Source organism: Tenacibaculum retecalamus (genome assembly GCF_027941755.1).
GTDB lineage: Bacteria > Bacteroidota > Bacteroidia > Flavobacteriales > Flavobacteriaceae > Polaribacter > Polaribacter haliotis_B.
The window spans coordinates 365,224-392,068 of the sequence record NZ_CP115916.1 but is presented as its reverse complement, the minus strand read 5'-3'; the positions used below and the strand labels follow the sequence as shown (position 1 = coordinate 392,068).

Here is a 26,845-nt window from a genome sequence, read left to right as displayed (position 1 = left end):
ATTTGGTTTCTAAATATAGTAATTTATTATTAAACTTGTTCCTTTTTGTGGTTTTGACTTCATTTTAACCACTGCATTTATAAGCTTTGCTCTTGCTTTTATATTTTGTAGTCCGATACCTTTTGTGTTTTTTTTATTCATTTCAAAACCAACGCCATTATCTTTAACTACAATCTCTATAACAGATTCATTATAAGAAACATAAACATCTAACTTTGTTCCTTTTGAATGTTTTATTGTATTTGAAAAAAATTCTTGTAACATTCTAAAAATAATAATTCCATGTTTTTGGTTAATTATTTTTTCTTCTCCCGTAATCACTAAAGTTGATTCAATATAATTTAGTCTATTAAAACGTTCAACCTCTAATACTAAAGCTTCTTTTAATCTTATATTATTTATAAAATCTGGGTTTATTGATTTAGACAGCGCTCTTATTTCTGTTAAACTCCTCGTTATTGTTTGAGAAATCTCCTCCATGTTTTCGGGTGACGCATGCTGCATCTGTATCTTTGCTAAAGTTAAAAGTTGCCCGATATTATCATGTAATTCCCAACTAATATTTCGCAAAGTTTCTTCACGTATCTCTATTTGAGTTTCTGCAATTTCTTTTTCATAACGTTTCTTGTTCTCTTCCCTTTCTAATAATAATTTGTTTTTACGACGTTGAAAAACGGTAAAAAGAATAATTAAAAAAACGACTCCAAGTACCGTTAAAACAGTTACTCCTATAAGTGCTATATGTTTTTCTTCCAACATGTTATAATTCCATAAATAAAACAACTATGCATAATAATTGTAAGTACTATTTGTATTGCAAATACATCAATGTTATTTTCTGTGTATACAAACTCAGAAACTGCTGTTAATGGCAGTGTACCTAAATAGTACAACAGAAACCCAACCGTAATCCAAAAAGTAATATCTTTTTGATAATTTAATATTTTATCAGACAATAAAAATTCTCTTAAATATAAAACAAAATTTATACTAACTAATATAGTCCCAATAACAAGTATAGAAACGATATATTTTGACATGACTTCTTGCCCATAATAAAATCCTAAAACACAATAAATTATATTAAAAATAATTAAAGCACATTTAATATACGCCTGTGTTAGTTTTTCTTTAGAAATGTCTTTATAAAATAAAAAGATAAGATTGTATTCAAAAAAGACTAAAACATTATAAATGAAATTGGTAAATGTTCCTGGTTCATTAATAAAATTTCTATAGAACAAAATAAAAAACTCTATTAAAGCTATTAAGCATACGTAGCACAAGAAATATCTTATTTTTTCATAACGAAACGATTTCCTGTATTTTATAAGATATAAAACAGGAGAGATAAACGTTAAAATATATGCGATGTTTAAAAGCTTCATTTTACTAGTATTACATTGGGGGAATTGATCCTAATTTATTTGAACCAGAACTATCATCATCTCCTGATAAATTTTTCAAAAACATTCCATTTTTATTTTTCGAAACCTTACTATTATCATATAACCATTTATATCCTTTTTTAGCGAGTATTGACTTAAAGGTTATTGGATTCCCTTTTACAGATTTTAACGGATCAAATGTCACAAAATTTTCTCCATCAATGGTGGTCGTTGGCATAAATATTAAAGTTTGATATCCAGCTTCTTTGGAATTTGATTTCTTATTAGGATATGCTGCCGAAATAATATTAATACCTGTTAATGGTATGTTTTTTTGCACACATAAGTTTTCAATATATCCTAAATAGTTTTTTAATTCCTCTATCGGATACGTATTTACTCTTGTATCTTCAAAACCTAAAGATTTTTCTAACACAAATTTTCTAGTAGAATCATAAGCTTCTAACATATTTACAATTTCATTGTATTTAATCATGTTTGTTGGCCTTCCTTTATCAGCATAATTAAAAGTACCTTCAATCACTTTATGCTCACTTTTTTCGTGGCTACGCTTGCACTCATGTTTCTCACAAGAAGTCATAAAAAGTATAAAAGCTATCGCATAAACAACAACTAATAGCTTTAATAAAACAGTTTTTTTCATCGTAATTTTATTTTTTAACATGCTTAAAGATAGCTTCTTATTATTTAATAAGACAAACAATATTTACAAAAACGGATACTAAAGCACACCAAAACAAACAACTAACAAATAAAGCCATCTATAAAAACAGGAAAAACACTTTAAAGACCGCAATGGTTTTACTGATTTTTATCATAGCATACACTCTTGTATTTACTACGTTAATTCCTAATAGATTTTATTATTTTTACAAAATGAATAATATAGAACACATTGGTATTGCCGTAAAAGATTTAGAAAAATCAAATGAATTATTTGCTTCACTTTTTGGGAAACCTCATTATAAAACTGAAGAAGTAGCAAGTGAGGGCGTAAAAACTTCTTTTTTTAAATCAGGAGTAAATAAAATAGAGTTATTAGAGGCCACAAAACCCGAAAGTCCCATTGCTAAATTTATAGAAAAAAAAGGAGAAGGCGTTCATCATATTGCCTTTGCTGTTAACGATATTAAAGCAGAAATAAAACGATTACAAAAAGAAGGTTTTACGGTATTAAATGAAACCCCTAAAAAAGGAGCAGACAATAAACTCGTTGCTTTTTTACACCCTAAAACAACAAACGGAGTTTTAATTGAGTTATGTCAAGAAATCGAATAACACATTCATTTAAAATTTCTTAAATATTTGTATCTTGCAAAGTCTAAAACGCATATTAAACAATGACAACCTCTTTTGATTCTTTTCAAAAACGCCGTTTACAATCATCCTATGTTTCTGTAGTCGTAAGTATTGCATTGGTGCTTTTTATGATGGGTGTTTTAGGTTTAATTTTACTAAAATCTACTAAAGTAGCCAATCACTTTAAAGAAAAAGTAGTGATGACACTATTTTTAAAAGATGATGTAACCGACAAACAATTAAAAAAATTTAAGGAAACCATTCAAAAAGAAAGCTACACCAATAAAGTTATATATATAACAAAAAGTGAAGCTGCTAAAACTTACAAAAAAGATTTAGGTGAAGATTTTTTAAAATTTTTAGGAGACAATCCGCTTAAAAACGGAATTGACATTTACTTAAAAGCAGCTTTTGTTACTCCTGAAAAAATGGATGCAATTAAAAAGTCTTTTGATAAAAACAAATTTGTTGCAGAAGTAAATTACGACAAACCTTTAGTTCAATTACTAACAAAAAACATTCAAAAAATAAGCTTCTGGTTATTAGTTTTAAGTGGTTTCTTTGGTTTAGTAGCTATAATCTTAATCAACAGTTCTATTCGATTATCTATTTACTCTAAAAGATTTAATATTAAAACCATGCAAATGGTTGGTGCTACCAAAAGTTTTATTCGTAAACCTTTTATTTGGCAAAGTATTAAACTAGGTGTCTTAGGCGCTTTCATCTCTTTAATTGGCTTGGCTTTTGTAATTTATTATACAAATAAATACATTCCTTCTTTAGAGTTATTAACCGATTACGTTTCATTAGCGTATGTAGTTGGCGGAGTTTTATTCACCGCCTTTTTTATTACATGGATAAGCACCTTTTTTGCTACTCAACGTTTTTTAAACTTACAAACGAACGACTTGTATTACTAAGATTATATGAAAAAAGAAAACACTCCGAAACAAGAATTTTTATTCGGCAAACGAAATTATATTATTATGCTAATTGGTTTAGCTGTTATCTCTTTAGGTTTTATTTTGATGGCAGGTGGCGGTAGCGACGATCCTAATGTATTTAACAAAGAAATTTATAGCTGGCGCAGAATTCGTTTAGCACCAACTTTAGTTCTTATTGGTTTAGGTATTGAAATTTATGCTATTTTCGCCAACCCTAAAAAAATAAGCATGGATTTATTAGAAGCTATTATTCTTGGAATTATTCAAGGGCTTACCGAATTTTTACCAGTATCATCAAGTGGTCATTTAGAACTAGCAAAAGCTATTTTAGGCGACACCTCAGTACCCGAAGAAAGCTTAACTTTTACTGTTGTATTGCATTTTGCAACCGCTTTAAGTACTTTGGTTGTTTTTAAGAAAGAAGTTGCTGAAATTTTTAAAGGATTGTTCCAATTTAAATGGAATGAAGAAATGAAATTTTCTTTAAAAATTATTATTTCTATGATTCCGGCAGTAATTATCGGATTATTATTTGAAGAACAATTAGAGTCTTTTTTTGGCGGAAAAATACTATTTGTAGGTATTATGTTATTAGTTACAGCTGTGTTATTATTATTTGCTGATAAGGCTAAAAACACCAACAAGGAAGTTTCTTTTAATAACTCATTACTTATAGGTATTTCGCAAGCAATTGCAATGTTACCTGGTATTTCTCGTTCAGGGGCAACTATTTCTACGTCTGTTTTACTCGGCATTGATCGTAATGAAGCTGCTCGATTTTCGTTTTTAATGGTAGTGCCACTTATCTTTGGTAAAATAGCAAAAGACCTGCTTAGCGGAGATATTAATTTTCAATCTTCCGAAATTGCTCCAATATCAGCAGGATTTATAGCTGCTTTTTTAGCAGGTTTAGTTGCTTGTAATTGGATGATTGCACTCGTTAAAAAAAGCAAATTATCATACTTTTCAATTTACTGCGCAATTGTAGGATTAATTGCTATCGGATACTCTTTATTAAATTAATATGAAAACGGAAGAAGATTACAAAAACGGACAAGTTTTATTGATTGATAAACCTTTAGAATGGACTTCTTTTCAGGTGGTTAATAAACTGCGTTGGGAAATAAGACAACGTTTCAATATCAAAAAAATAAAAGTTGGGCATGCTGGAACTTTAGATCCATTGGCAACAGGTTTATTGATACTTTGTACAGGTAAAAAAACTAAAATAATTGATACGTATCAAGGTCAAATAAAAGAATACACAGGTACTATTACTTTAGGAGGAACAACACCTAGTTACGATTTAGAAACAGCGGTAAACGAAACTTTTTCTACAGAACATATTACTGAAGAATTTATTCATGAAACGACCAAACAATTTACGGGAGTCATTCAGCAAAAACCACCTATTTTTTCAGCCATAAAAAAAGAAGGTGTGCGTTTATATGAACTAGCTAGAAAAGGTGAAACTACCGAAATAAAAACAAGAGAAGTTACCATTCCTTTATTTGAAATAACAAACATTACAGGTAACAATCTTGATTTTAGAGTTATTTGTAGTAAAGGAACATACATTCGTTCTTTGGCTTATGATTTTGGAATTGCTTTAAATTCTGGTGCTCATTTATCAAAATTAAGACGAACTAAAATTGGTGATTTTCATGTTGATAATGCAGTAAGCGTAGATGCTTTTATAAAATCTTTAGAAACAGAATAGATTTCACACCAAATTAACATCATAAAAAAAAGACTGGAATATCAATTTAATAAATATTGATATTCCAGTCTTTTTTTAATTAATTAAGATAGATAAAAGTATATTATGACTTCTTCTTCTTTAAAAAACGATTATACCAACTTTCTAAAATTGATACTTCCCAGTGATTTTCTAATTCTTGTTTTGTTTGAATTAAGTTATCAAAAACAATCGTTTTTTCTGTCACGGCTTTATTTTTAATCAACTTTTTAAAGTCTTTCAACTCTTTATACTGTGTATATTCACCTTGCTTAAAACACACATTCATTCTATCTAACAATTCAACATCGTATTGTTGTTGTAATTGTAAAATAAAACCAACTTGTGTATCAATATCAGCATTAGACAACTCCGCATTTTCTTCCGCAGAAAAAATAATAAAACGATTATATTTTACATCAAATGAAGCTTTAAAACCTTCATCATCTGCTTTCCAATTTTCAGTAAAAGTTTTTAACTGTTCATTTAATCCATCTATTTCCTGCGGATAAAATTTTCTGTTACATGGATAAATCCAAACTTTTGCATCTTCTGATAAAGTACTAAATTCTACTAACATAATTATTCTTTCTAAACCGCAAATATACAGAAAACAAAACCTCCTTCTTGAGAATCAAAAAGGAGATTTATTATTTATAAAAATGATTCTTATTTTAAAAATGAAACAAGATTTTCTTGAACATCTTCACCTTTGTTTTTATTATACCAAATCTGTAAGTCTTTTTTAAAATTGGCATCTAAACTACCATGTTCTGCTTTATAATCAGCTACCATTTTAGTTGCAATAGTTGGTCTTGGCTCCCAAGTATCAATCACCTGATTATTTTTACTTAAAGCTATTAATTTAGGAATAGACCTACCGCCGTTGGTTAAAAACTCATCCATTAGCTCAAGATTTTCATCTCTTAAAACAACTTTTAATTGAATGTTTGAATTTTCTTCAGCTATTTTATTGATAACAGGTAAGTTTTGAGCCGCATCGCCGCACCAACCTTCTGTTAAAACCAACCAAGTTTGTGGCTCTTTTATGTCTTTTAATTTTGCTATCGTTTCTTCTGAAATTTTTATAGTTTTATCTAAACGTTTCATTCGTTTATCGTTTAACAAACTATAATTTAATAAATCGTCAGACTGGTTTGGTCCTGTTGATTTACCTTCATCTAATAGGCTTTTTACTAAAACCCTATATTCCGAATATGAAATGGCTTTTTCTAAACTATTTTCTATAATTTTTTTCATCTTACTAATCTCTTATGATACAAATGTATTTCTTCTCTTTAAAATACAAAGCAACTTAAGTTACAGTACTTAAAAAGAGCTTTTATAGACGTAGTTAAATTAAAAAACTTACACTTCTTCTAATTTCTGTTTTTCTAATGCTTGTAAATTCGTAACAATATCTTTTGTCATAGATGCTAAATCGAATTTATGATTCCATTCCCAATCTTTTCTTGCGTGAGAATCGTCAATAATTTGAGGCCAACTATCAGCAATAGCTTGTCTAAAATCTGGCTTATAACTAATTTCAAACTCAGGAATATATTTTTTAATTTCTGCTGTAATTTCTTTCGGTGTAAAACTAATAGCCGCTAAATTATAAGAAGTTCTTGTTTTTATTTTTTCTGTATCAGCTTGCATAATCTGAATAGTTGCATTTATAGCATCATCCATATACATCATTGGCAAACGGGTGTTTTCTGATAAAAAACACTCATAAGTTCCTTTTTTTAAAGCATCAAAATAAATATCAACTGCATAATCTGTAGTTCCTCCTCCAGGTAATGTTTCCCAGCTAATAATACCAGGGTAACGAATACTACGCACATCTACTCCATATTTTTCATGATAGTAATTACACCAATGTTCACCAGCAACCTTACTTATTCCGTATACTGTTGACGGCTCCATAATTGTTTGTTGAGGCGTATTTATTTTTGGTGACGTTGGTCCAAATGAAGCCATAGAGCTTGGCCAATATACTTTTTGAATGTGTTTTTCTCGCGCTATTTCTAAAACAGCTAATAAAGAAGACATATTTAAATCCCACCCTTTTAATGGATATTTTTCTGCTGTTGCAGATAGCATTGCTGCCATTAAATATACTTGCGTTACTTTATATTTCTCAACTACTTCGAAAATTCGCTCTTTACTAGTAGCATCAATAATTTCGAAAGGTCCTGAAGTCATCATTTCTTCGTTTCCTTCTCTAATATCAGAAGCTATTACATTCTCGTTTCCGTATAAAGAACGTAGCTTTTCTGTTAATGCTGTTCCAATTTGCCCGCAGGCACCTAAAATTAATATAGTATCGTTCATTTTTAAAAATTCAAAAATATAGGATTGCAAAGTTATTAAATTTCATAATTCGTAAAAAATATTTCTACTTTTTTAATTATCAACAAAATAACAACATAAATAACTGATTACAAACTTATAATTTTCTTCTTATTCATAAACCAAGTAAAATATGTACTTTTATCCCTTTAATTTTCTAATAATGAGATACATTTTATTCGTTTTATTTTCTTTTATATTGATTGTTTCTTCTTGTAAAAAAAAGGGCATTGAAAAAAATGCTCCGGTTCAAAAAACTGGAATGGATGCCATTGTTAAACACTCGAAATACACACGTTTAGACGAAACCTCTAGTAAAGAAATAAAGGAATGGAAAACATATTTTACTGCGGAAGAGTTTATTCAGCAATTAGAAAACGTTTCACCTACTGAAGCTTTAAATAGCGCATTAGAACTAAAAACATTAACAAAACAACTAAAGGATAGCTTAACTATAAAAACGCTAAAAACACCTGCATTTAAAGCACGTGCTAATGTTTTTGAAAATGAAGTTTTAAGGTTGGTTGATATGACTTATATCCCGGCAATTACTTCCAAAGAAATAAACGCTCAAGTAAAAAAAGTACTTGCCCTTTTTGGAAGTATGAATCATAAAATAAATACCGTTTACGCTAAAAAAAGATTTGATAAAGAAATTGCACTAGATAGCCTTTTTAATTTTAAATAGATTTTAACGCCTCGTATACCAAGCTACTTTCAAAACCTCGATACAATAAGTAATCAGCTATTTTCTTTTTTCTTTTAAATAAATTTGTTTCTGTTACTAACTTGTTTTTTTTATTTACTAAACTATATAGAGTAGCTATATAATCTTCTTTATTAATTTCTTTTAAAGCCGTTTTTATATTGTATTCAGAGATGTTTCTGAATCTTAACTCTCTAACTATTCGTTGTTTTCCCCATTTTTTTATTCTGAATTTTCCTCTTGCAAAACTTTTAGAAAATCGCTCTTCATTTAAAAAATTATCTTTTAGTAAACTTAAAAGAATTATTTCTCGAGCTTCAGGAATTATACTATACTCTCTTAACTTATTTTCTACCTCTTTATGGCAACGATCTTGGTAAGCACAATAATGCTCCATTTTTCGCTTAACCTCATCAACAGTAAAAACTTTTTTATCCATAGATCAAAAATACAAATCCTACTTCCATTTATTTAAAAAAGAAATTACCTTTTCTTTATAACTTGCACCTATTGGTATTTCTACCGAATCTACTTCAATATCATTCATTGTAAATGCTGATATTTTGTTTGTATTAACTATATAAGACCTGTGAATTCTTAAGAATTTTTTATCTTTTAATTCTTCTTCAATTTCTCCAATTTTATATTTAGCTACAATTCGTTTGTTGTTTACTGTGTGTATTTTTATATAATCTTTTAAACTCTCAATAAAAATTATTTCCTCTATTTTTATTTTGTGATGTTTGTTTCCAGATTTAACAAATAAAAAATCTTCTAGGTTATTTTTTTCTGAGACAGAAGTAGATACAGTCACCTCTTTTTTATCTCTTAAAAAACGATCAATTGATTTAAAAAAACGCTCAAAAGTTATTGGTTTTAACAAATAATCTACAACCTCTAAATCGTAACTTTCAATTGCATAATCTCTATAAGCTGTTGTAAAAATTGTTTTAGGTGGGTTTTTAAGTGTTTTTAAAAAATCGATTCCAGTAATATTTGGCATTTTTATATCTAAAAACATCAAATCAATTTGTTGCGTGTTTATAATTTCGAATGCTTTTAAGGCATTATTACATGTTGCAACAACCTCTAAAGCATCAATTTTAGAAATATGATTTTCAATTAATTTAATTGCCAAAGGCTCATCATCAACTAACAAACATTTTACTTTCATAATTAATTTCGATTAACATTTAACACAACTGTAAAGGTACTTTTAGAACAATCTATATTCAAATTATAGTTATTTTTATAAATTAAATTAAGCTGTTTTCTAATGTTAATAAGCCCAATACTTTCTTTATTTTTTGGTTGATAGTCTTTAGATATGGTATTCGAAATTTTAAAAGTAAATTCTTTTTGGTTATTTAAAATATGAATATCAATTTTTGGTGAACCACTATCTTCACCAGCCCCATGTTTAAAAGCATTTTCTACTAACGACAACAAAATTAGTGGTGGTATTTCGGTATCCTCCTCTATATTTGTTGTAAATAAAACTTGTAATCGATCATCATAACGTAATTTTTCTAATTCAATATAATTTTTAAGCAATTCTATTTCACTTGAAAGTGATACAAACTGGCCATTACATCGATATAATACATGATCTAATATTTCTGAAAGTTTACCTATTGAAACAGATGTTTTTGGTGAATTACTAACAGATAATGAGTATATATTATTTAATGTATTGAATAAAAAATGCGGATTTAACTGTGCTTTTAATGTTTTTAATTCGTTTTTCGACTTTTCTTTTTCTAAAACCAATCCTTTTTCTTTTACCTTCTTGTAGTCCATAAAATATTTTGTGGAAAGAAAAATAAAAGTCATTAAATACATACTAGGAACATAATAAAATAGTAATTTTTTCCAATCCATTAAAATTTCTAAAAAAGGTTCTTGCGTAAAAGTTCCTCTTCGTACTAAAATTTCTCCAACATGTACAATTAAAACCCTATCAAATGCTGCTAGTAAATATGTTCCAACTAAAAATAAAATAATTGCTTTTATATATTTTTTCTTCAATAAAAATTTTGGAATTACGTAATAAGCTAAAAAATAAGAGGTAATTATTTGCGGAATTAAATGGCACAACGACATTACAAAAGTTCGTGAAAAAGCAAAGTTTTTTTGATGACTAAACAGATCTTTAGGAAAGTCTAGCGCGAAAAAAACGCACCAAAATAACACATGTTGTAATATTTTATTCTTTTGAAAAAACTTAATAATGGCTATTGTTGTAATCATAACGGTAAATATATAAATAGCTTCATCAATAATAATTACAAATCGATAAATCTGCGTTTTTCACTCCTAAATATAACCTTTTACCTCCTAAATGAATCTTTTAAACTAAAAAAAATCAAACGTCGATTTTTTACACTCATTCGTCTATTAATTAAATATAGTATTATAATCAAACTCATATTTGCATCATAAAAAACACATCAAATGAAAAAAATACTATTTGCACTTTTACTATTAAGTGTTATTCAATTATCTGCTCAGACAACGCTTACAGGTAAAATTGTTGAAAAAAACACAAAACAACCTTTAGAATTTGCTACTGTAATTTTAACTGATGTAACTACTAAGAAACTTATTACTGGAGAATCTACTAACAACAAAGGAGAATTTTCTATCAAAATAAAAAAAGGAAATTACAACGTTAAAATTGAATTCATTGGTTTTAAAAACCACTTAATAAACAATATTTCATTAACAAAAAATCACTCAATAGGCACAATTCTCTTACAGGAAGATGCTCAGGCATTAGACGAAATAGAGGTTGTTGCAGAAAAATCTACTGTAGAATATAAATTAGATAAACGTGTTTTTAACGTAGGAAAAGATTTAATTTCAAAAGGAGGCTCTGTTAACGACATTTTAAACAGTGTACCGTCCGTTAATGTAGATATTGAAGGTGCTGTAAGTTTACGAGGAAACACCAATGTTCGCGTTTTGATTAACGGAAAACCGTCTGTATTAACGGCTAACAATGGGTTAGAATCTATTCCCTCTGAAAGTATAGAAAAGATTGAAGTAATTACCAATCCATCAGCAAAATATGATGCCGAAGGTACTGGGGGAATCATTAATGTTATTTTAAAGAGAAATAAAAATGGTGGCTTTGGAAGTTCTTTACAGTTAACAACAGGTACTCCTGATAATCATCGTATTAATTATAACGTAAATTATAAAAAAGAAAAATTCAATCTATTCTCTAATGTTTCATATCGTTATAGATCTTTCAATGGAGATGGTTATTTAAACAGAACGAACTACAACAATGGTACTATTGATTCATTTTCTAACAGAACAACAATTTCAAATAGAAACCGACGTACTTTTAATCTTTACTTTGGTAGTGATTATTACATAAATGACAAAAACACACTAACATTAAGTTATTATTACAGAAATAATACAAGTAAGAATAAAGTAGATTACACATTTAATTTCTTAGATAATTTAAAACAACCAGAAAATATTTTAACCTCTAAAGAAGCATACAGAGAACCTCAAGTTGCAAATCAAATTGAATTAAACTATGTAAAAACATTTGCTAAAAAAGGACAAAAGCTTACTGCTAATTTTCAATATGATTTTTGGAACGACGATGAAAATGAATCTGTAGAAGAACAAGAACTTTTCCCTACTACCTCAGCCATTAACTTGTTAAAAAGTAGAGATATAGAAAGTAGTAAAGACTTTTTATTTCAAACTGATTTTAAGTTACCTATCAATGAAAAATCTCATCTAGAAATGGGTATTAAAGGTGAAATTAGAAATATTAATAGTGACTATAAAGTGTGGGACAATACTGTTTTAATAGATAGTTTAGATAATTTGTTAAAATACAACGAACGTATTTACGGAGCATACGTGCAGTATGGAAATAAAAAAAATAAACTGCAATATTTATTTGGATTGCGTGCCGAATATGCAAACACAGGTAGTACAGATAGGAATAATAAATTTGAAACTTCTAAAAGTTATACTGATTTGTTTCCAACAGCGCATTTTACCTACAACTTTAACGATGCTGCAAATATGCAATTAAGTTACAGTAGAAGAATAAGACGTCCTAGTTTTTGGCATATAAATCCTTTTGGAGGGATTTCTGATCGACGTAATATTCGTGTTGGTAACCCAGACTTAAACCCAATGTATACAAATTCTTTCGAATTAGGTTTCTTAAAACGCTGGAGTAAATTCACTTTTAATCCTTCTGTTTATTATCAGAAAACAACAAATGTATTTGAAACTTTGGTAACTCCAAATACTGATGGTGCTTTAATTTCAAAGCCTATTAATTCTGGAACTGAAAACAGATTTGGTACTGAATTAGCTATCCGATATTCTCCTTATAAATGGTGGCGTTTATCTAGTGAGTTTAATTACTATTCTTTTAATCAAAGAGGCCTTTATACAATTGATGATAGCACATGGTCTACCCGTTTAAACTCTAGAATGAAATTTTCGGGACTAACGCTTCAATCAAGCTTTAACTATAGCGGAGAAAGACAAAGTGGTCAAATATTCACAGAAGCTCAATATAGAATGAACCTGGGGGTTAGTAAAGATTTTTGGAGCGACAAGGCAACCGTTACCTTAAACATGAGTAATATCTTAGATTCTAGAGTTCGTAAACAACTAATTACAGGTGAAAATTACACTACAAATAGCTACAACAAACCTGCCGGCAGTCTTACATCAATAACTTTTACCTACCGATTTAATCGATCTAAAAAAGACAGAGATCGTTTACCTGATTAATTCATATTGCAAAGACTGCTTTATACCTCGCAGTGACAAGTAAATCTTAACAATAAAAAAAGGGATGAAAACTTAAAGCTTTAACCCCCTTTTTTTATTGTTTACTTATTTTATATTAAGCCATTTTAACTCGTAACCACATTTTAAACTTCGTTATTAAGAAGAATAAAATAGGTACAGCTATTAATGTTAAGAAGGTAGCTATTAATAAACCATAAATTACAGTCCATGCTAATGGCTTCCAAAAAATTACGTTATCTCCTCCCATGTATATTTTAGGGTCAAAATCTGCAAACAATGTAAAGAAATTTATGTTAAACCCAATTGCTAAAGGGATTAAACCAAGAATGGTTGTAATTGCAGTTAATAACACGGGTCTTAAACGTGCTTTACCTGCTCTTACAATTGCCTCAAACAAATCGTTTGTTTCTAAATAAGCTGTTTCCTCTAAACCTAAATCAAGTTTTTTCCTATCAATTAATAGTTGTGCATAATCTAGTAATACTACTCCATTATTCACCACAATTCCTGCTAATGATATAATTCCCATCATGGTCATCATAATAACAAAAGAAGAACCTGTAATTACCATTCCGCCAAACACACCTATAAGGCTTAACAAAATAGAAATCATGATGATTGTTGGTTTTGAAATGGAATTAAATTGAAAAATCAATATAAAGAAAATCAACCCTAAACCAGTTAATAATGCCCCCATTAAAAAAGCCATTTGTTTGTTCTGTTCTTCAATTTGCCCTGTATAATCTATTTTGATGTCTTTAGGCATTCCTTCAAACGATTTCATTTCGTTTTGTACTTGATTTACAATCGCGCCAGCATCTGTAAAACCTGGTGACAATTGAGAATATACCGTTACAACTCGCTTAACATCCTTATGCTTAATGGCACTAAACCCTGAATTATTACTATGCTCTGCCACTGCAGAAATTGGGATTTCTTTTATTTGCCCCGTATTGTCTCTAAAAGTTATTTTCTGATTAAAAATAGCACTAGAATTGTATCTATTCGCTTTATTAAAACGAACATATATATCATAATCCTCACCATTCTCTTTGTAAATCCCTGCTTTGGCACCAAAGATAGAATTACGAATTTGTTGTCCAACTTGTGATGCGTTAACCCCTAATTCTCCAGATTTTTTTCGATCTATAAGAACTTGCATTCCTGGTTTATCTTTATTTACATCTATCTTAATTTCATCTACTCCAGGTATATTTCTTGCATTGATGAAATCACGCATTTTTTCTGCAATAGCGATTAACTCACTATAATCATTTCCTTCTATCTCAATATTAATTGGCGCACCAGCTGGTGGGCCATTCGCATCTTTTTCAACAGAAATTAAAACTCCAGGATAAATACCTACTAAAGCTTGCTGTACTTTTTGACGCAATAATTCACTATCTTCTCCCCTACGGTATTTATACTCGCGCATTGAAGCTGTAATTTTTCCTTTGTGCGGTAATTCACCTCCAGAACCTGCATCAGCAGTCGGATTCCCAGCACCTTCACCTACTTGCGAAACGGTACTTTCTACTAAGAAGTTATAATCACCATCTGTATATTGTGCATCATTTAAAACAATATCAACCCTCTTTTCAATTTGCTTGGTAATTCTGTTTGTTTTTTCAATATCTGTTCCTTGCGGATACTCGATATAAACAATAATTTGATTTGGCTTATTATTAGGAAAAAACTCAACTTTAGTACGTTGTGAAGCTAATGATGCTCCAAATGCAATAAAAGAGATAATAAGTAAAGCAAAAGTTCCTCCTATTAACCAATATGGTCTAGATTTAGATAATGCGCGACGTAGTTGGCGCTCATACCAATTTTCTAAACGAGGTAGTACTTTTGTTTGAAAAGCATTTGCCCAACCGCGCAAAAAAAATCGATACACCCAAAGCATTATTGCTGTAAAAACCATTAACGCTCCTAAACCTCTATAAGTTCCTCCGATTAAGTATACCAAAATTCCGATAATTGTCATAATTGCCGTTGTGGTAATTATCTGTTTTAAAGGCATATTTTTATCTTCAGTACTCATAAAATTAGAGACCAATACCGAGTTAAAAAAGATAGCTACTATTAATGAAGAACTTAATACAATAGCCAATGTAATTGGTAACAACTTCATAAATTCTCCCATTACTCCTGGCCATAAACCTAATGGAATAAAAGCTGCTACTGTTGTTGCTGTAGAAATAATAATAGGAAATGCAATTTCTCCAATACCTTTTTTGGCTGCATCAACTCTACTCATTCCTTCCTCATCCATTAAACGATATACGTTTTCTACAACTACAATACCATTATCTACCAACATTCCTAGTCCCATAATCAACCCGAAGAGAATCATGGTATTTAATGTGTAACCTAATAAGTTTAAAATCATCAACGACATAAACATAGACATCGGAATTGCAAAACCTACAAAAATTGCGTTTTTAAATCCGAGGAAAAACATTAAAACCATCACTACTAAAATAACACCAAAAAGAATATTATTTACTAAATCATCTACTGCTGCTATAGTTACTGAAGATTGATCGTTCGCTATAGTAACCTCTAAATCTGAAGGAAAAACATTTTCTTTCGCATCCTGAACCATTTTCTGAATCTGCTCTGCAGCAGCAACCATATTTGATCCAGCACGTTTTTTAACGTCTAGCATAATAACTTGCTCCCCGTATTGTCGTGCATAAGTTGTAATATCTTTTTCTTTAAATGTTACATCTGCAACATCTTTTAAGTAAATAGAATTTCCTTTTTCAGATTTTACAACAAAACTTTCTAAATCTGACGGCTTTTCTATTTCGCCCAAAATACGAATCGTACGACGTTGTCCGCTTGTAATTAAATTACCTGCAGACATGGTTGAGTTACCACCGTTAATCGTATTTATAATATCACCAAAGCTAACTTTTGCTGCTTGCATTTTATAAATATCTACAGCGACTTCAACTTCTTTGTCTTGTACACCACGAATATCTACTTGTTTAATTTCTTGCAATCCTTCAATTTCATCCTGAAGATATTCTCCAAACTCTTTTAATTTTCCTACCGTATAATCTCCAGAAATATTAATATTAAGAATTGGCATTTCTTCACTCATACTTAAAGCAAAAACGTTAGGTTCTACTTTTGCTCCATTAAAAGTTGGCCAATCCTCACTAGAAGTTTCAGAATCTATTTCGTCTTTAACTTTTTGTTTTGCTGCTTCTACTTCTATATGCTCGTTAAACTCAACAATTACCATTGAGTAATCTTCTTGAGATGTAGAAGTGATTTCAACAACGTTACTTACCGTTTTTAGTTTTTCTTCTAACGGATCCGTAATAAGTTTCTCGATATCTTCGGCCGTATTACCAAAAAACGGGGTACTTATATAAATTTTTGTTTCTTTAATTTCTGGGAAACTCTCACGAGGCATTTCAAAAAAAGCAGAAACACCTAAGTAAAAGATAACTAACATCACCACATACATGGTAGTTTTGTTGTTAATTGCCCAAGAAGATAAGCCAAATTCCTTATCTACCTGTTTGTTCTTTTTAGACATATTTATAATTTTACTTATGAGTTAGTTTAAAATTTGTACTTGCTGACCATTTTGAACACTACGAGCACCTTCCATAACAATTTGATCACCCGCTTTAACACCTTCTAAAATCTCTACAACATCTCCTTGTGTTTTTCCTGTAGTAATAATTACTTGTTTTGCTGTACCCATTTTATCTTTTAAAGCGGTAACAACATACACATATTGTTGCCCTTTTGCATTTTCTGAAATGATACTTTGTGGAATTAACAAGGCTGCTGTATTCGTGTAATCATTAATTTTTAACTTCGCTGATAAATTTGGTTTTATACTTCCGTCTTTATTATCAACAGCTATTTCTACTTTAAAAGTACGATTTGCTGGATTGATAAAATTACCTGCCTGACGCACACTTGAATTGATCTTTTTTCCTAAAACAGGGAATTCAACTTCAACATTTTTTCCTTTTTTAATAGAAGTAATATAACTTTCTGGTACTGCTGTTTCGATATACATTTTAGAAAGATTTACAATTCTAAAAATTTCAGCTCCCATTCCGGGTGCAACCACCGTTCCTTGCTCCTTAATTACATCGTCAATAACTCCAGAGAAAGGCGCTTTTATTACCGATTTTCCTAATTGTCTTTTTAATTGACTTACAGTATTTTTTTGTGCTTCGTAAGTAGTTTTAGCTTGTAAAAACTGTATTTCTGAACCTATTTTTTGATTCCATAATCGTTTTTGACGTTCGTAAGTAGTTTCTGCAAGTGCTGCCTGTGCTTCTACTTGTGCTAATTGATTAGATAACCCACCATCATCAATTTTAGCTAATGATTGTCCTTTTTTTACATATTGTCCTTCTTTTACATAAATTCGAACCAATTGCCCAGCCATTTCTGGATATATTAAAACGTTTTGCTTCGTTTTTACATCTCCTTGTAATTCTAAATAATGATTAAATACTGTTTGTTTTGCTGATATAATTGTTATTAACGGTACTTTTTTATTAGTATCTAATGTCGCTATTTTAGCGTTTAATACTTTAACACTTGCTGATAATGTTTGTATTTGAGTATTTAAAGCTGTTTTTTTAGCACGTATTTTTACCAAATCGTTAGAAGCAATTACATCTTCAATTGATTGTTTTTTATTTCCTCCGCAGGAAGCTAAAATTAGTGTTACTGCGAGTAGTGAATATATTTTTTTCATTATAGGTAATTTTATTTTAGTGGTATGTTTAATGCGTTTTCTAATTGTGCCTTTACTGCTATTACGTTCAACATAGATTGTACGTAATTATTTTGTTGTGTGTATAACTGATTTTGCGCTTGTAATAAATCGAAACTTGATGAAAGTCCTTCAAAAAACTTTATTTGTTGTTTTTTCTCTATACGCTCAGCCAATCCTAAATTTTTCTTTGCAGTTTGAAAACTTTCAATACTAAGCTGATAATCACTTTTTGCAGTTTCTGCTTGCAATTTTAATTTTTGCTCAATATTTTTACTTTGTATTTCTGCGTTTTCAAGTTCTATTCTTGCTCTCGCTGTTTTTGATCGTCTTCCAAAACTACTAAATATTGGCACATTTAAACTTACTCCTAATAGTGAGTAATCAAACCATTCTTGAGAACCTTTAAGAAAATCAAAGTCATTTGAATTTGCACTTGCACCGTAATTTACAAATGCCGATAATGTTGGCAGTGCTTTACTTTGCTCTAATTTCATTAAAAGCTTTTTGCTTTCCGTTTCATTTTCTGCTATTTTAAAATCGATATGATCATCAACATTAAAAACTTTTGCTAGCAAACTTAAATCTGTATTTGCAAGAACTAAATCATCTAAATTATCAGTTACTACAATCTTTTTTTCTATTGAATTACCTAAGGCAATGTTTAACATTTTATAAGCAATGCTTTTCATTCTTTTGGCATTACTATAATTGTTTTCAATAGTACCAAGTGTTATTTGTAGCTGCTCTACGTTTTCTAACTCTGTTAATCCGTTTTCGTATATTTTTTGAGTTTCATCTAGGTTTTTTTGAAGTGCCGTTCGGTTATTCTCTAAAATATCAATTGTTCTCTCTATAACCAATACATTTCCGTACGAGTTAATAACGGCTTCTCTTGTTGCCAACTCCGTTTTTTCTTTAGCCTGTTCTGATATTTTTAAATATGTTTTTGCCGATTGTAATCCGACTAAATAAGAACCATCAAAAATTAATTGCTTTAAAGTCAATGAAGCGTCCATTGTTTGTTTCGTTCCAAAGTTCACTGGCGTAAAAGTTCCTGGAGCACCACCAGAAATTTCAGCAGGCAATAACGAAACTTGTTGTTTTAACCAATTTTGATAATCTACCTTTCCGTTTATTTGAGGTAAACCCATCGTAGTGGTTTCCCATTTTCTCTCTTTAGCTGCTTCAATATTATTTAAAGCTATCTTATTTTCGTAATTGTTTTTTATCGCATAATCAATTGCTTCTTGCATTGATATGTTAAGTTCTTCTTGCGCAAACAGAAAGCTCGTACAAAAGAATATAAATACACTATATATGTATTTCTTCATTGGTTTTAATTTTGATTTATTGTTTTTAATTGTTTCTCTAACTCGTTAATTCCTTTTGGTGTTGCAATTGCTCTTATATGGTATTCTAAAATTTGGTACTCAATCTTCATTAACTCTTGCATTTCACTACCATACATTTCGGTTTCAAAAACACCAAAAATTAATGTGAAATAAAAATTAACTATCAACTCAATATTTAAACCTTCTCTATAAAAACCTTGTTCAATTCCCTTTTCAAGGTTATCAACATTACAATCTCTAAACATACACACTTCACGCTCCATTAAGCTCGTGTATGTTTCTGGATAATACTTTTTAAGCTGATACATTGGTGAAGTTTTTGCATTTTTAAACATTTCTTTAAAAATTGCTTTTACAGCAAACTCTTCCTCAATTGCGTTATATCCTTGCTCTTTAATGTTAATAATAGCCTCATTAATCGTATTATGAACTGCTCCTGTACTGGCATCAACTAATTCGGTTTTTTTTGAAAAATATTTGTAAAGAGTCTTCTTTGATATCCCAAGCTCTCTTGCAATATCATCCATCGTTATACTTTTAAACCCTAAGGTTAAAAACATTTCTCCTGCCTTATTTATAATTTTATCTCTCATAATTCTGGCAAATGTACGGCAGGAAACTTTAGAAACAAAAAAAGTTTCCTAAGTTTTAATGTTTTTTTAACATTCTCTTCTTTCTAAAATTTTTGTTTAACGTATTTTTACAAAAAATTTAAGATTTGGACATACTACAATATCAGTCAGACTTTTTATCTTACCTAGAATCTAAAAAAATTATTAGAGAACCTAAAAACCTATATGAACCTATAGATTACATTCTTCAAATAGGCGGCAAAAGAATCCGACCAATACTAACTCTTATAGCTTCAGATATTTTTTCTGGAGATTATAAAAAAGCAATGCCTGCCGCTTTAGCTGTTGAAGTGTTTCACAACTTTACACTAGTGCATGATGATATTATGGATGATGCTCCTTTAAGAAGAGGACATAAAACTGTTCATGAAAAATGGGATATTAATAGAGGTATTTTATCGGGAGATGCAATGCTTATACTTGCTTATCAACATTTCGAAAACTACAATCCTGTTGTTTTTCAAAAACTAGCGCAATTATTTAGCAAAACTGCTCTTGAGGTTTGTGACGGACAACAATTAGATGTTGATTTTGAAACAAGAAATGATGTTACTATCGAAGAGTACATTAAAATGATTACCCTAAAAACATCTGTTTTAGTTGCTGCCGCTTTAAAAATGGGCGCTATTGTTGCCGAAGTTAACGACGATCAAGCGCAACATTTGTATAATTACGGATTAAATTTAGGAATTGCCTTTCAATTACAAGATGATTATTTAGATACCTACGGAAATCCAGAAACTTTTGGAAAGCAAGTTGGTGGTGATATCATCGAAAACAAGAAAACTTTTCTTTATTTAAAGGCTTTAGAAGTAGCAAATGACGATGACAAAAAGAAATTAAGTGCTCTTTACAACGAAAAACAAGAAAATATTTCAACAAAAATAAGTACTGTTTCTGCTATTTTTTCAAAAAACAACATACCCAAATTTACGCACGAACTTATTGAATACTACACAAATAAGTCTTTCGAAAGTTTAGCACACCTAAACATTTCTAATCAAGCCAAAGAAGGCTTGCGTTTGTTCGGTGAAAATTTAATGAGCAGAAAAGTATAAAAAAAGTTTTTTTATTTAAAAAAGTTACTATTTTTGCAGTCCTAATTTAACCGATCCTATAGCTCAGTTGGTTAGAGCACCTGACTCATAATCAGGTGATTCGAGGTTCGAGTCCTCGTGGAATCACGTTTAAATTCAACCACTTACAGCAATGTAAGTGGTTTTTTATTTTAATTGAGTTAATCTTGCTACATATTTACCAATCACATCAAACTCAAGATTAATCTTACTACCAATAGTAAAATTTTTAAAAGTAGTATGCGCCAATGTATATGGTATAATCGCAACACTGAATTCATCTTTCTGAGAATTCACTACTGTTAAACTTACTCCGTTTACAGTAATAGACCCTTTTTCAATAGTTACATTATCACCATCAAAATCATAAGAAAAAGTAAAAACCGTGCTCCCATCTTCATCCTTAATATTTTTACATACCCCGGTTCTATCAACATGCCCCTGTACAATATGACCATCTAAACGAGCACCTAATTTCATGGCTCGTTCTAAATTAACTTCATTTCCTTCTTTTAAATCTCCTATATTAGTTTTATCCAGTGTTTCTTTAATTGCTGTAACAGTATATTCATCATCAACAATATTAACTACTGTTAAACAAACACCATTATGAGCCACACTCTGATCTATTTTTAATTCACCAGTAATATCACTAGCAACAGTAATATGTAAGTTTTCTTTATCTCTTGTGATTCTTTTTACAATTCCAAGAGTTTCAATTATTCCCGTAAACATTCTCTAAATTTTAATTACTTTTGTTAACATCAAAAATACAACTTTTACGTACGAAAGTAACTATGGATACTACAAACAAAATTATTGTTGGAATTTCAGTTGGAGATATAAACGGAATTGGAATTGAAATTATTTTAAAGACTTTTGAAGACAAGCGTATGCTTGAGTTTTGTACTCCTGTTATATTTGCTTCAACAAGATTGATTTCTTACCACAAGAAAAACTTGAAATTAAACACTAATATTCAAGGTATTAATTCGATTGATAAAATTTCGCATGACAAAATCAACTTAATGAATTCTTGGAATGAAGAAGTTAAGATTGAAATAGGAAAAACCACTGAAATAGGCGGTAAATTTGCTTATAAATCACTTGAAGCTGCTACAAAAGCTCTTAAAAACAATCATATTGATGTTTTACTTACTGCACCAATAAGCAAAGAAAACATTCAATCTGAAGACTTTAATTTCCCTGGACACACAGAATATCTAGAACAAAACTTAGACGGCAAGAGTTTAATGGTTTTAATGACAGATGAATTACGAATCGGTTTAATTACAGGTCATATTCCTATTTCTGAAGTAGCACAAACAATTACTCCAGAATTAATTAAAGAGAAAGTTGAAATTATGCACGCTTCATTAAAGCAAGATTTTAGCATTAACAAACCTAAAATTGCCATATTAGGGCTAAACCCTCATTGTGGTGATAACGGAATTATAGGAAGCGAAGATGATAAAATTACACGCCCGGTAATTGCCGAAATTAAAGAATCTGGAAAGTTAGTTTTCGGGCCTTATGCCGCTGACGGGTTTTTCGGATCTCAAACTTATAAACAGTTCGATGGTGTTTTAGCAATGTATCATGACCAAGGACTCGCTCCTTTTAAAACGCTATCTTTTGGTAACGGTGTAAATTTCACTGCTGGATTAAACAAAGTAAGAACCTCACCTGATCATGGAACAGGTTTCGATATTGCTGGTAAAAACAAAGCAAATCCTTTGTCATTCAAAGAAGCTTTATTCACCTCATTACAAATATTTAAGAACCGAAAACAACATATAGAACTAACAAAAAACATACTAAAAGTTAAATAGTATTTTTTTTAACGTAAAATATAAAAATATAAACATTTTTTATATCTTTGCACGCTCAAATTGATCTTACAGATGAAAGACATAAAAGAATTCAATATACCTTTTGTAGGTTTAAAAGAAGGAAGTCATTTATTTCAATATCAAATTGAAGAAAAGTTCTTTGAAGCATTTCAGTTTGATGAATTTAACGATACAAACCTAACCGCGGATATTAATTTTGTAAAAAAAAGCACCTTATTCGAGCTTACTTTTACAATAAAAGGTACTGTAAACGTACCTTGCGATACCACTGGAGAACCATTTGATTTAGAAATTGATGGTGTTTTAGATTTAATTGTTAAATTTGGCACTGAATATAATGACGAACATGATGAAATTTTAATACTTCCGCATGAAGTATATGAAATGAACGTTGCTCAATATATATATGAGTTAATTGTTTTGTCAGTTCCTAGTAAAAGAATTCATCCAGCTGTTTTAAACGGCACGATGAAATCTGATGCTTTAGATAGATTAAATGAATTAAGAATAAACGAAGAAAAAACTGTTGAACAAACGTCAGCAGACCCAAGGTGGGATAAATTAAAGGATTTACTAACAGATAAATAAAACATAAAATGGCACATCCAAAGAGAAAAATATCGAAAACTAGAAGAGATAAAAGAAGAACTCACTATAAAGCTTCTGTACCTCAAATAGCTGTTGATCCTACAACTGGAGAAGCTCATTTATACCATAGAGCTCACTGGCACGAAGGTAAATTATACTACAGAGGTCAAGTAGTATTAGAAAATGCAGTTGCTGAGGCTTAAAAACTATTTCTCATAAAACAAAAAAACCCTCTATTTGAGGGTTTTTTTGTGTTTTTGCGTTAAAAATTATTTTTTTTGATGTTTTTTCTTTAAAAAAGTGAAATAATTTTCAGTACTTTTGAAAACTGGTTTTACCACAAAACAAACAATTATGACTAAAATAACTGCAGCGATTTCCGCAGTAGGAAAATTTGTTCCTGAATACATTTTAACAAATGAGGAACTAGCAACAATGGTAGATACTAATGATGAATGGATCACTAGTAGAACGGGAATCAAAGAAAGAAGAATCTTGAAAGGCGAAGGCAAAGGAACTTCTTTTATGGCGATTAAAGCAGCTGAAGATTTACTTCAAAAATCAAAAATAGACCCTAAAGATATTGATTTAGTAATAGTTGCTACTGCAACACCCGACATGCTTGTTGCCTCAACCGCGGCCTACACTGCTTCTCAAATAGGAGCTGTAAATGCTTTTTCTTACGATTTACAAGCAGCATGCTCTAGTTTTTTATTCGGAATGTCTACAGCTGCTAAGTATATAGAAAGCGGTCGTTATAAAAAAGTATTACTAATTGGAGCCGATAAAATGTCCTCAATTATCGATTATACGGATAGAGCAACATGTATCATTTTTGGTGATGGAGCTGGAGCTGTATTATTCGAACCAAATACTGATGGTTTAGGCTTACAAGATGAATACCTAAGAAGTGATGGTGTTGGTAGAGAGTTTCTTAAAATTGAAGCTGGAGGTTCTATTTTACCTACTTCTGAAGAAACACTTAAAAACGGACAACATTTCGTACATCAAGAAGGAAAAAGTGTTTTTAAATACGCTGTTTCTAACATGGCAGATGTTTCAGAAAAAATGCTTACCCGAAATAACCTTTCGAAAGACGATATTGACTGGTTAGTTCCGCATCAAGCAAACAACCGAATTATCGAAGCTACAGCAAATAGAGTTGGTTTAGAATCTGAAAAAGTAATGGTAAACATCCATAAATATGGAAACACCACTTCAGCTACTTTACCTTTATTAATTGCTGACTATGAAAAGGATTTGAAAAAAGGAAATAACTTAATTTTTGCAGCATTTGGTGGAGGCTTCACATGGGGAGCTATCTATTTAAAATGGGCATACAATTCATAAAAAACCAAACAACTAAAATTAGGAATATGGATATTAAAGAAATTCAAAATCTTATAAAATTTGTAGCAAAGTCAGGCGCAAGTGAAGTAAAGTTAGAAATGGAAGATATTAAAATCACCATTAAAACTGGAAGTGAAACCCCTGAAACTACAATTATTCAGACAGCTGCCCCAATGGGTGTAGCTCCTCAAATGATGGCGCAACCTCCTGTAGCAGCAGCTCCAACAGCTCCTTCAAATGATAATTCAAGTGCTGAAGAAGATTCTAAATACATTACAATCAACTCTCCAATTATTGGAACTTTCTACAGAAAACCATCTCCAGACAAGCCAAACTTTGCAGAGGTAGGTAGTGAAGTAAAAGTAGGTGATACTGTTTGTGTTATTGAAGCAATGAAATTATTTAACGAAATTGAATCTGAAATTTCAGGGAAAATCGTTAAAGTATTAGTAGATGATTCTTCTCCTGTAGAATTTGATCAACCATTATTTTTAGTAGATCCATCTTAAATAATATAGCACTCCAAATAAAAGTAAATACTTCATATTTGGAGTTTTAAAATTTTTAGAACGTATGTTTAAAAAAATATTAATTGCCAATAGAGGTGAAATTGCGCTACGCGTAATTAGAACCTGTAAAGAAATGGGAATAAAAACTGTTGCTGTTTATTCTAAAGCAGATACAGAAAGCTTACATGTAAGATTTGCCGATGAAGCAGTTTGTATTGGACCAGCACCAAGTAATGAATCTTATTTAAAAATGGATCGCATTATTGCTGCTGCAGAAATTACAAATGCTGATGCTATTCACCCTGGATATGGTTTCTTGTCAGAAAACGCTAAGTTTTCTAAATTATGTGATGAACATGATATAAAATTCATTGGAGCTTCACCTGAAATGATTGACCGTATGGGAGATAAAGCAAATGCTAAATCGACCATGATAGAAGCTGGCGTACCATGTGTACCTGGTAGCGAAGGTGTTATAGAAACTTTTGAAGCTTGTGAAAAAACAGCCATAGAAACTGGCTACCCTGTAATGCTAAAAGCATCAGCTGGTGGTGGCGGAAAAGGAATGCGTGCTGTATGGAAAGCTGAAGATTTAAAAGAAGCGTGGGATTCTGCACGTCAAGAATCTAAAGCTGCATTTGGTAATGATGACATGTATATGGAGAAGCTAATTGAAGAGCCTCGTCATATTGAAATTCAAATCATTGGAGATTCTTACGGTAAAGCATGTCATTTATCAGAAAGAGATTGTTCTGTACAACGTCGTCATCAAAAGTTAACTGAAGAAACTCCTTCTCCGTTTATGACGGATGAGTTACGTACTAGAATGGGAGATGCTGCTGTAAAAGCTGCTGAATACATTAAATACGAAGGTGCTGGAACTGTAGAGTTTTTAGTAGATAAACACCGTAACTTCTTCTTTATGGAGATGAATACGCGTATTCAAGTAGAGCATCCAATTACTGAAGAAGTAGTTGATTATGATTTAATTCGTGAGCAGATTTTAGTAGCTGCTGGTGTGCCTATTTCAGGTAAGAATTACTTACCTCAATTACATTCTATTGAATGTAGAATTAACGCAGAAGACCCTTTTAACGGATTTAGACCTGCACCAGGTAGAATTACTTCATACCATGCACCAGGAGGTCATGGAGTTCGTATCGACACCCATGTATATGCAGGTTATATGATTCCATCTAATTATGATTCGATGATTTCTAAATTAATTGTAACTGCACAAACTCGTGAAGAAGCAATTAACAAAATGAAACGTGCATTAGATGAATATGTAATTGAAGGTGTTAAAACAACAATTCCTTTTCATAGACAGTTAATGGATCATCCTGATTATATTGCTGGTAATTATACCACCAAATTTATGGAAGATTTTGAAATGAAATAATATTAAAAAGACTGTTTTAAAAGACAGTCTTTTTTTTTTGAAAAATTGTAATTATTTAATA

At 30.4% G+C, this 26,845-nt stretch carries 27 protein-coding genes, 1 tRNA gene and 1 pseudogene; 15 read left to right on the top strand and 14 right to left on the bottom strand.

What is annotated here, in order from left to right; genetic code table 11:
- Positions 1-9: 9 nt before the first annotated feature.
- The 3 genes from PG912_RS01920 to PG912_RS01910 all read right to left on the bottom strand — a co-directional run bounded on the left by PG912_RS01920 (position 10) and on the right by PG912_RS01910 (position 2,052).
- Entirely contained in the window at positions 10-759 is a 750-nt protein-coding gene (locus tag PG912_RS01920; protein WP_275688263.1) for a sensor histidine kinase, read from the bottom strand.
- Entirely contained in the window at positions 738-1,244 is a 507-nt protein-coding gene (locus PG912_RS01915; RefSeq protein ID WP_275688262.1) for a hypothetical protein, read from the bottom strand. Before PG912_RS01915 ends, PG912_RS01920 begins: the two co-directional genes overlap by 22 nt.
- A 154-nt stretch (positions 1,245-1,398) precedes the next feature.
- Positions 1,399-2,052 (bottom strand): hypothetical protein, encoded by a 654-nt coding sequence (locus PG912_RS01910; RefSeq protein WP_275688261.1) that lies wholly within the window; start codon positions 2,050-2,052, stop codon positions 1,399-1,401.
- Between the two features lie 233 nt (positions 2,053-2,285).
- Here PG912_RS01910 and mce point away from each other — a divergent pair, with 233 nt between their 5' ends.
- The 5 genes and pseudogenes from mce (at position 2,286) to truB (ending at position 5,372) form a co-directional block, all read left to right on the top strand.
- On the top strand, positions 2,286-2,687 hold the full coding sequence (mce, locus tag PG912_RS01905) for a methylmalonyl-CoA epimerase (protein ID WP_260586436.1): 402 nt from the start codon (positions 2,286-2,288) through the stop codon (positions 2,685-2,687).
- A gap of 62 nt (positions 2,688-2,749) precedes the next feature.
- The gene (locus PG912_RS01900; RefSeq protein WP_275688260.1) at positions 2,750-3,628 is read left to right on the top strand and encodes a cell division protein FtsX; all 879 of its coding nucleotides are present in this window, start codon (positions 2,750-2,752) and stop codon (positions 3,626-3,628) included.
- Between the two features lie 6 nt (positions 3,629-3,634).
- Positions 3,635-3,856: pseudogene (locus PG912_RS01895) on the top strand (DUF3098 domain-containing protein); the annotation flags it as partial.
- 24 nt (positions 3,857-3,880) lie between these two features.
- Positions 3,881-4,675 (top strand): undecaprenyl-diphosphate phosphatase, encoded by a 795-nt coding sequence (locus PG912_RS01890; protein WP_275688997.1) that lies wholly within the window; start codon positions 3,881-3,883, stop codon positions 4,673-4,675.
- A 1-nt stretch (position 4,676) separates the two neighbouring features.
- Positions 4,677-5,372 (top strand): tRNA pseudouridine(55) synthase TruB, encoded by a 696-nt coding sequence (gene truB, locus PG912_RS01885; protein ID WP_275688259.1) that lies wholly within the window; start codon positions 4,677-4,679, stop codon positions 5,370-5,372.
- A 103-nt stretch (positions 5,373-5,475) separates the two neighbouring features.
- Here truB and PG912_RS01880 read toward each other — a convergent pair whose 3' ends face one another.
- The 3 genes from PG912_RS01880 to PG912_RS01870 all read right to left on the bottom strand — a co-directional run bounded on the left by PG912_RS01880 (position 5,476) and on the right by PG912_RS01870 (position 7,727).
- Entirely contained in the window at positions 5,476-5,970 is a 495-nt protein-coding gene (locus tag PG912_RS01880) for an ABC transporter ATPase (RefSeq protein ID WP_260586441.1), read from the bottom strand.
- A gap of 89 nt (positions 5,971-6,059) precedes the next feature.
- Complete coding sequence (locus tag PG912_RS01875; RefSeq protein WP_275688258.1) at positions 6,060-6,650, bottom strand: thioredoxin family protein; 591 nt, start codon at positions 6,648-6,650, stop codon at positions 6,060-6,062.
- A 108-nt stretch (positions 6,651-6,758) separates the two neighbouring features.
- On the bottom strand, positions 6,759-7,727 hold the full coding sequence (locus PG912_RS01870) for an NAD-dependent epimerase/dehydratase family protein (RefSeq protein WP_275688257.1): 969 nt from the start codon (positions 7,725-7,727) through the stop codon (positions 6,759-6,761).
- A 181-nt stretch (positions 7,728-7,908) separates the two neighbouring features.
- Between PG912_RS01870 and PG912_RS01865 the strand changes: the two genes are divergently transcribed.
- Entirely contained in the window at positions 7,909-8,433 is a 525-nt protein-coding gene (locus PG912_RS01865; RefSeq protein ID WP_275688256.1) for a hypothetical protein, read from the top strand.
- Here the strand turns inward: PG912_RS01865 and PG912_RS01860 are convergent.
- Genes PG912_RS01860 through PG912_RS01850 form a run of 3 tightly spaced genes read right to left on the bottom strand, consistent with a single transcriptional unit; the run spans position 8,426 to position 10,479 of the window.
- The gene (locus PG912_RS01860; RefSeq protein WP_275688255.1) at positions 8,426-8,890 is read right to left on the bottom strand and encodes a regulatory protein RecX; all 465 of its coding nucleotides are present in this window, start codon (positions 8,888-8,890) and stop codon (positions 8,426-8,428) included. The two genes, PG912_RS01865 and PG912_RS01860, sit on opposite strands and share 8 nt — an antisense overlap.
- Before the next feature lie 18 nt (positions 8,891-8,908).
- Complete coding sequence (locus PG912_RS01855; protein WP_275688254.1) at positions 8,909-9,625, bottom strand: LytR/AlgR family response regulator transcription factor; 717 nt, start codon at positions 9,623-9,625, stop codon at positions 8,909-8,911.
- Positions 9,626-9,627: 2 nt separating this feature from the next.
- Positions 9,628-10,479: a sensor histidine kinase gene (locus PG912_RS01850; RefSeq protein ID WP_275688253.1), complete on the bottom strand. Its 852-nt coding sequence runs from the start codon at positions 10,477-10,479 to the stop codon at positions 9,628-9,630.
- 426 nt (positions 10,480-10,905) lie between these two features.
- Between PG912_RS01850 and PG912_RS01845 the strand changes: the two genes are divergently transcribed.
- Entirely contained in the window at positions 10,906-13,233 is a 2,328-nt protein-coding gene (locus tag PG912_RS01845; RefSeq protein WP_275688252.1) for a TonB-dependent receptor domain-containing protein, read from the top strand.
- A gap of 115 nt (positions 13,234-13,348) precedes the next feature.
- On the opposite strand, the gene PG912_RS01840 is transcribed toward PG912_RS01845, so the two are convergent.
- From PG912_RS01840 to PG912_RS01825, 4 genes are read right to left on the bottom strand one after another with little or no spacing between them, the layout of a single operon-like run.
- Complete coding sequence (locus tag PG912_RS01840) at positions 13,349-16,813, bottom strand: efflux RND transporter permease subunit (RefSeq protein WP_275688251.1); 3,465 nt, start codon at positions 16,811-16,813, stop codon at positions 13,349-13,351.
- A gap of 21 nt (positions 16,814-16,834) precedes the next feature.
- Positions 16,835-18,001 carry an efflux RND transporter periplasmic adaptor subunit gene (locus tag PG912_RS01835; protein WP_275688250.1) on the bottom strand — a complete coding sequence of 389 codons (1,167 nt, stop codon included), beginning with the start codon at positions 17,999-18,001 and terminating at the stop codon, positions 16,835-16,837.
- A gap of 11 nt (positions 18,002-18,012) precedes the next feature.
- Positions 18,013-19,353 (bottom strand): TolC family protein, encoded by a 1,341-nt coding sequence (locus PG912_RS01830; RefSeq protein WP_260586448.1) that lies wholly within the window; start codon positions 19,351-19,353, stop codon positions 18,013-18,015.
- Between the two features lie 5 nt (positions 19,354-19,358).
- A complete protein-coding gene (locus PG912_RS01825; RefSeq protein ID WP_275688249.1) occupies positions 19,359-19,967 on the bottom strand; it encodes a TetR/AcrR family transcriptional regulator in 609 nt (202 codons plus the stop codon).
- Between the two features lie 125 nt (positions 19,968-20,092).
- Between PG912_RS01825 and PG912_RS01820 the strand changes: the two genes are divergently transcribed.
- Positions 20,093-21,064, top strand: a complete 972-nt coding sequence (locus PG912_RS01820; RefSeq protein ID WP_275688248.1) for a polyprenyl synthetase family protein — start codon at positions 20,093-20,095, stop codon at positions 21,062-21,064.
- A 52-nt stretch (positions 21,065-21,116) separates the two neighbouring features.
- Positions 21,117-21,190: transfer RNA gene (locus PG912_RS01815), tRNA-Ile, on the top strand.
- A 39-nt stretch (positions 21,191-21,229) separates the two neighbouring features.
- On the opposite strand, the gene PG912_RS01810 is transcribed toward PG912_RS01815, so the two are convergent.
- Positions 21,230-21,817 carry a riboflavin synthase gene (locus tag PG912_RS01810; RefSeq protein WP_275688247.1) on the bottom strand — a complete coding sequence of 196 codons (588 nt, stop codon included), beginning with the start codon at positions 21,815-21,817 and terminating at the stop codon, positions 21,230-21,232.
- Positions 21,818-21,879: 62 nt separating this feature from the next.
- Here PG912_RS01810 and pdxA point away from each other — a divergent pair, with 62 nt between their 5' ends.
- The 6 genes from pdxA (at position 21,880) to accC (ending at position 26,784) form a co-directional block, all read left to right on the top strand.
- Positions 21,880-22,914: a 4-hydroxythreonine-4-phosphate dehydrogenase PdxA gene (gene pdxA / locus PG912_RS01805; RefSeq protein WP_275688246.1), complete on the top strand. Its 1,035-nt coding sequence runs from the start codon at positions 21,880-21,882 to the stop codon at positions 22,912-22,914.
- A 72-nt stretch (positions 22,915-22,986) separates the two neighbouring features.
- Positions 22,987-23,523 (top strand): YceD family protein, encoded by a 537-nt coding sequence (locus PG912_RS01800; RefSeq protein ID WP_275688245.1) that lies wholly within the window; start codon positions 22,987-22,989, stop codon positions 23,521-23,523.
- An 8-nt stretch (positions 23,524-23,531) separates the two neighbouring features.
- A complete protein-coding gene (rpmF, locus tag PG912_RS01795) occupies positions 23,532-23,726 on the top strand; it encodes a 50S ribosomal protein L32 (protein WP_218771557.1) in 195 nt (64 codons plus the stop codon).
- Between the two features lie 151 nt (positions 23,727-23,877).
- On the top strand, positions 23,878-24,873 hold the full coding sequence (locus PG912_RS01790; RefSeq protein WP_275688244.1) for a beta-ketoacyl-ACP synthase III: 996 nt from the start codon (positions 23,878-23,880) through the stop codon (positions 24,871-24,873).
- 26 nt (positions 24,874-24,899) lie between these two features.
- Entirely contained in the window at positions 24,900-25,382 is a 483-nt protein-coding gene (gene accB, locus PG912_RS01785; protein ID WP_260586455.1) for an acetyl-CoA carboxylase biotin carboxyl carrier protein, read from the top strand.
- 64 nt (positions 25,383-25,446) lie between these two features.
- A complete protein-coding gene (accC, locus tag PG912_RS01780) occupies positions 25,447-26,784 on the top strand; it encodes an acetyl-CoA carboxylase biotin carboxylase subunit (RefSeq protein WP_275688243.1) in 1,338 nt (445 codons plus the stop codon).
- Positions 26,785-26,845: the final 61 nt, after the last annotated feature.

Coding starts and splice junctions, on each gene's coding strand:
- PG912_RS01880 (WP_260586441.1), bottom strand. CDS start 5,970: ATGTTAGTAGAATTTAGTACTTTATCAGAAGATGCAAAAGTTTGGATT.
- rpmF (WP_218771557.1), top strand. CDS start 23,532: ATGGCACATCCAAAGAGAAAAATATCGAAAACTAGAAGAGATAAAAGA.
- PG912_RS01825 (WP_275688249.1), bottom strand. CDS start 19,967: ATGAGAGATAAAATTATAAATAAGGCAGGAGAAATGTTTTTAACCTTA.
- PG912_RS01910 (WP_275688261.1), bottom strand. CDS start 2,052: ATGAAAAAAACTGTTTTATTAAAGCTATTAGTTGTTGTTTATGCGATA.
- PG912_RS01810 (WP_275688247.1), bottom strand. CDS start 21,817: ATGTTTACGGGAATAATTGAAACTCTTGGAATTGTAAAAAGAATCACA.
- mce (WP_260586436.1), top strand. CDS start 2,286: ATGAATAATATAGAACACATTGGTATTGCCGTAAAAGATTTAGAAAAA.
- PG912_RS01840 (WP_275688251.1), bottom strand. CDS start 16,813: ATGTCTAAAAAGAACAAACAGGTAGATAAGGAATTTGGCTTATCTTCT.
- PG912_RS01920 (WP_275688263.1), bottom strand. CDS start 759: ATGTTGGAAGAAAAACATATAGCACTTATAGGAGTAACTGTTTTAACG.
- PG912_RS01835 (WP_275688250.1), bottom strand. CDS start 18,001: ATGAAAAAAATATATTCACTACTCGCAGTAACACTAATTTTAGCTTCC.
- PG912_RS01845 (WP_275688252.1), top strand. CDS start 10,906: ATGAAAAAAATACTATTTGCACTTTTACTATTAAGTGTTATTCAATTA.
- PG912_RS01855 (WP_275688254.1), bottom strand. CDS start 9,625: ATGAAAGTAAAATGTTTGTTAGTTGATGATGAGCCTTTGGCAATTAAA.
- pdxA (WP_275688246.1), top strand. CDS start 21,880: ATGGATACTACAAACAAAATTATTGTTGGAATTTCAGTTGGAGATATA.
- PG912_RS01875 (WP_275688258.1), bottom strand. CDS start 6,650: ATGAAAAAAATTATAGAAAATAGTTTAGAAAAAGCCATTTCATATTCG.
- PG912_RS01790 (WP_275688244.1), top strand. CDS start 23,878: ATGACTAAAATAACTGCAGCGATTTCCGCAGTAGGAAAATTTGTTCCT.
- PG912_RS01890 (WP_275688997.1), top strand. CDS start 3,881: ATGGATTTATTAGAAGCTATTATTCTTGGAATTATTCAAGGGCTTACC.
- accB (WP_260586455.1), top strand. CDS start 24,900: ATGGATATTAAAGAAATTCAAAATCTTATAAAATTTGTAGCAAAGTCA.
- PG912_RS01830 (WP_260586448.1), bottom strand. CDS start 19,353: ATGAAGAAATACATATATAGTGTATTTATATTCTTTTGTACGAGCTTT.
- PG912_RS01870 (WP_275688257.1), bottom strand. CDS start 7,727: ATGAACGATACTATATTAATTTTAGGTGCCTGCGGGCAAATTGGAACA.
- PG912_RS01800 (WP_275688245.1), top strand. CDS start 22,987: ATGAAAGACATAAAAGAATTCAATATACCTTTTGTAGGTTTAAAAGAA.
- PG912_RS01860 (WP_275688255.1), bottom strand. CDS start 8,890: ATGGATAAAAAAGTTTTTACTGTTGATGAGGTTAAGCGAAAAATGGAG.
- PG912_RS01900 (WP_275688260.1), top strand. CDS start 2,750: ATGACAACCTCTTTTGATTCTTTTCAAAAACGCCGTTTACAATCATCC.
- PG912_RS01865 (WP_275688256.1), top strand. CDS start 7,909: ATGAGATACATTTTATTCGTTTTATTTTCTTTTATATTGATTGTTTCT.
- accC (WP_275688243.1), top strand. CDS start 25,447: ATGTTTAAAAAAATATTAATTGCCAATAGAGGTGAAATTGCGCTACGC.
- truB (WP_275688259.1), top strand. CDS start 4,677: ATGAAAACGGAAGAAGATTACAAAAACGGACAAGTTTTATTGATTGAT.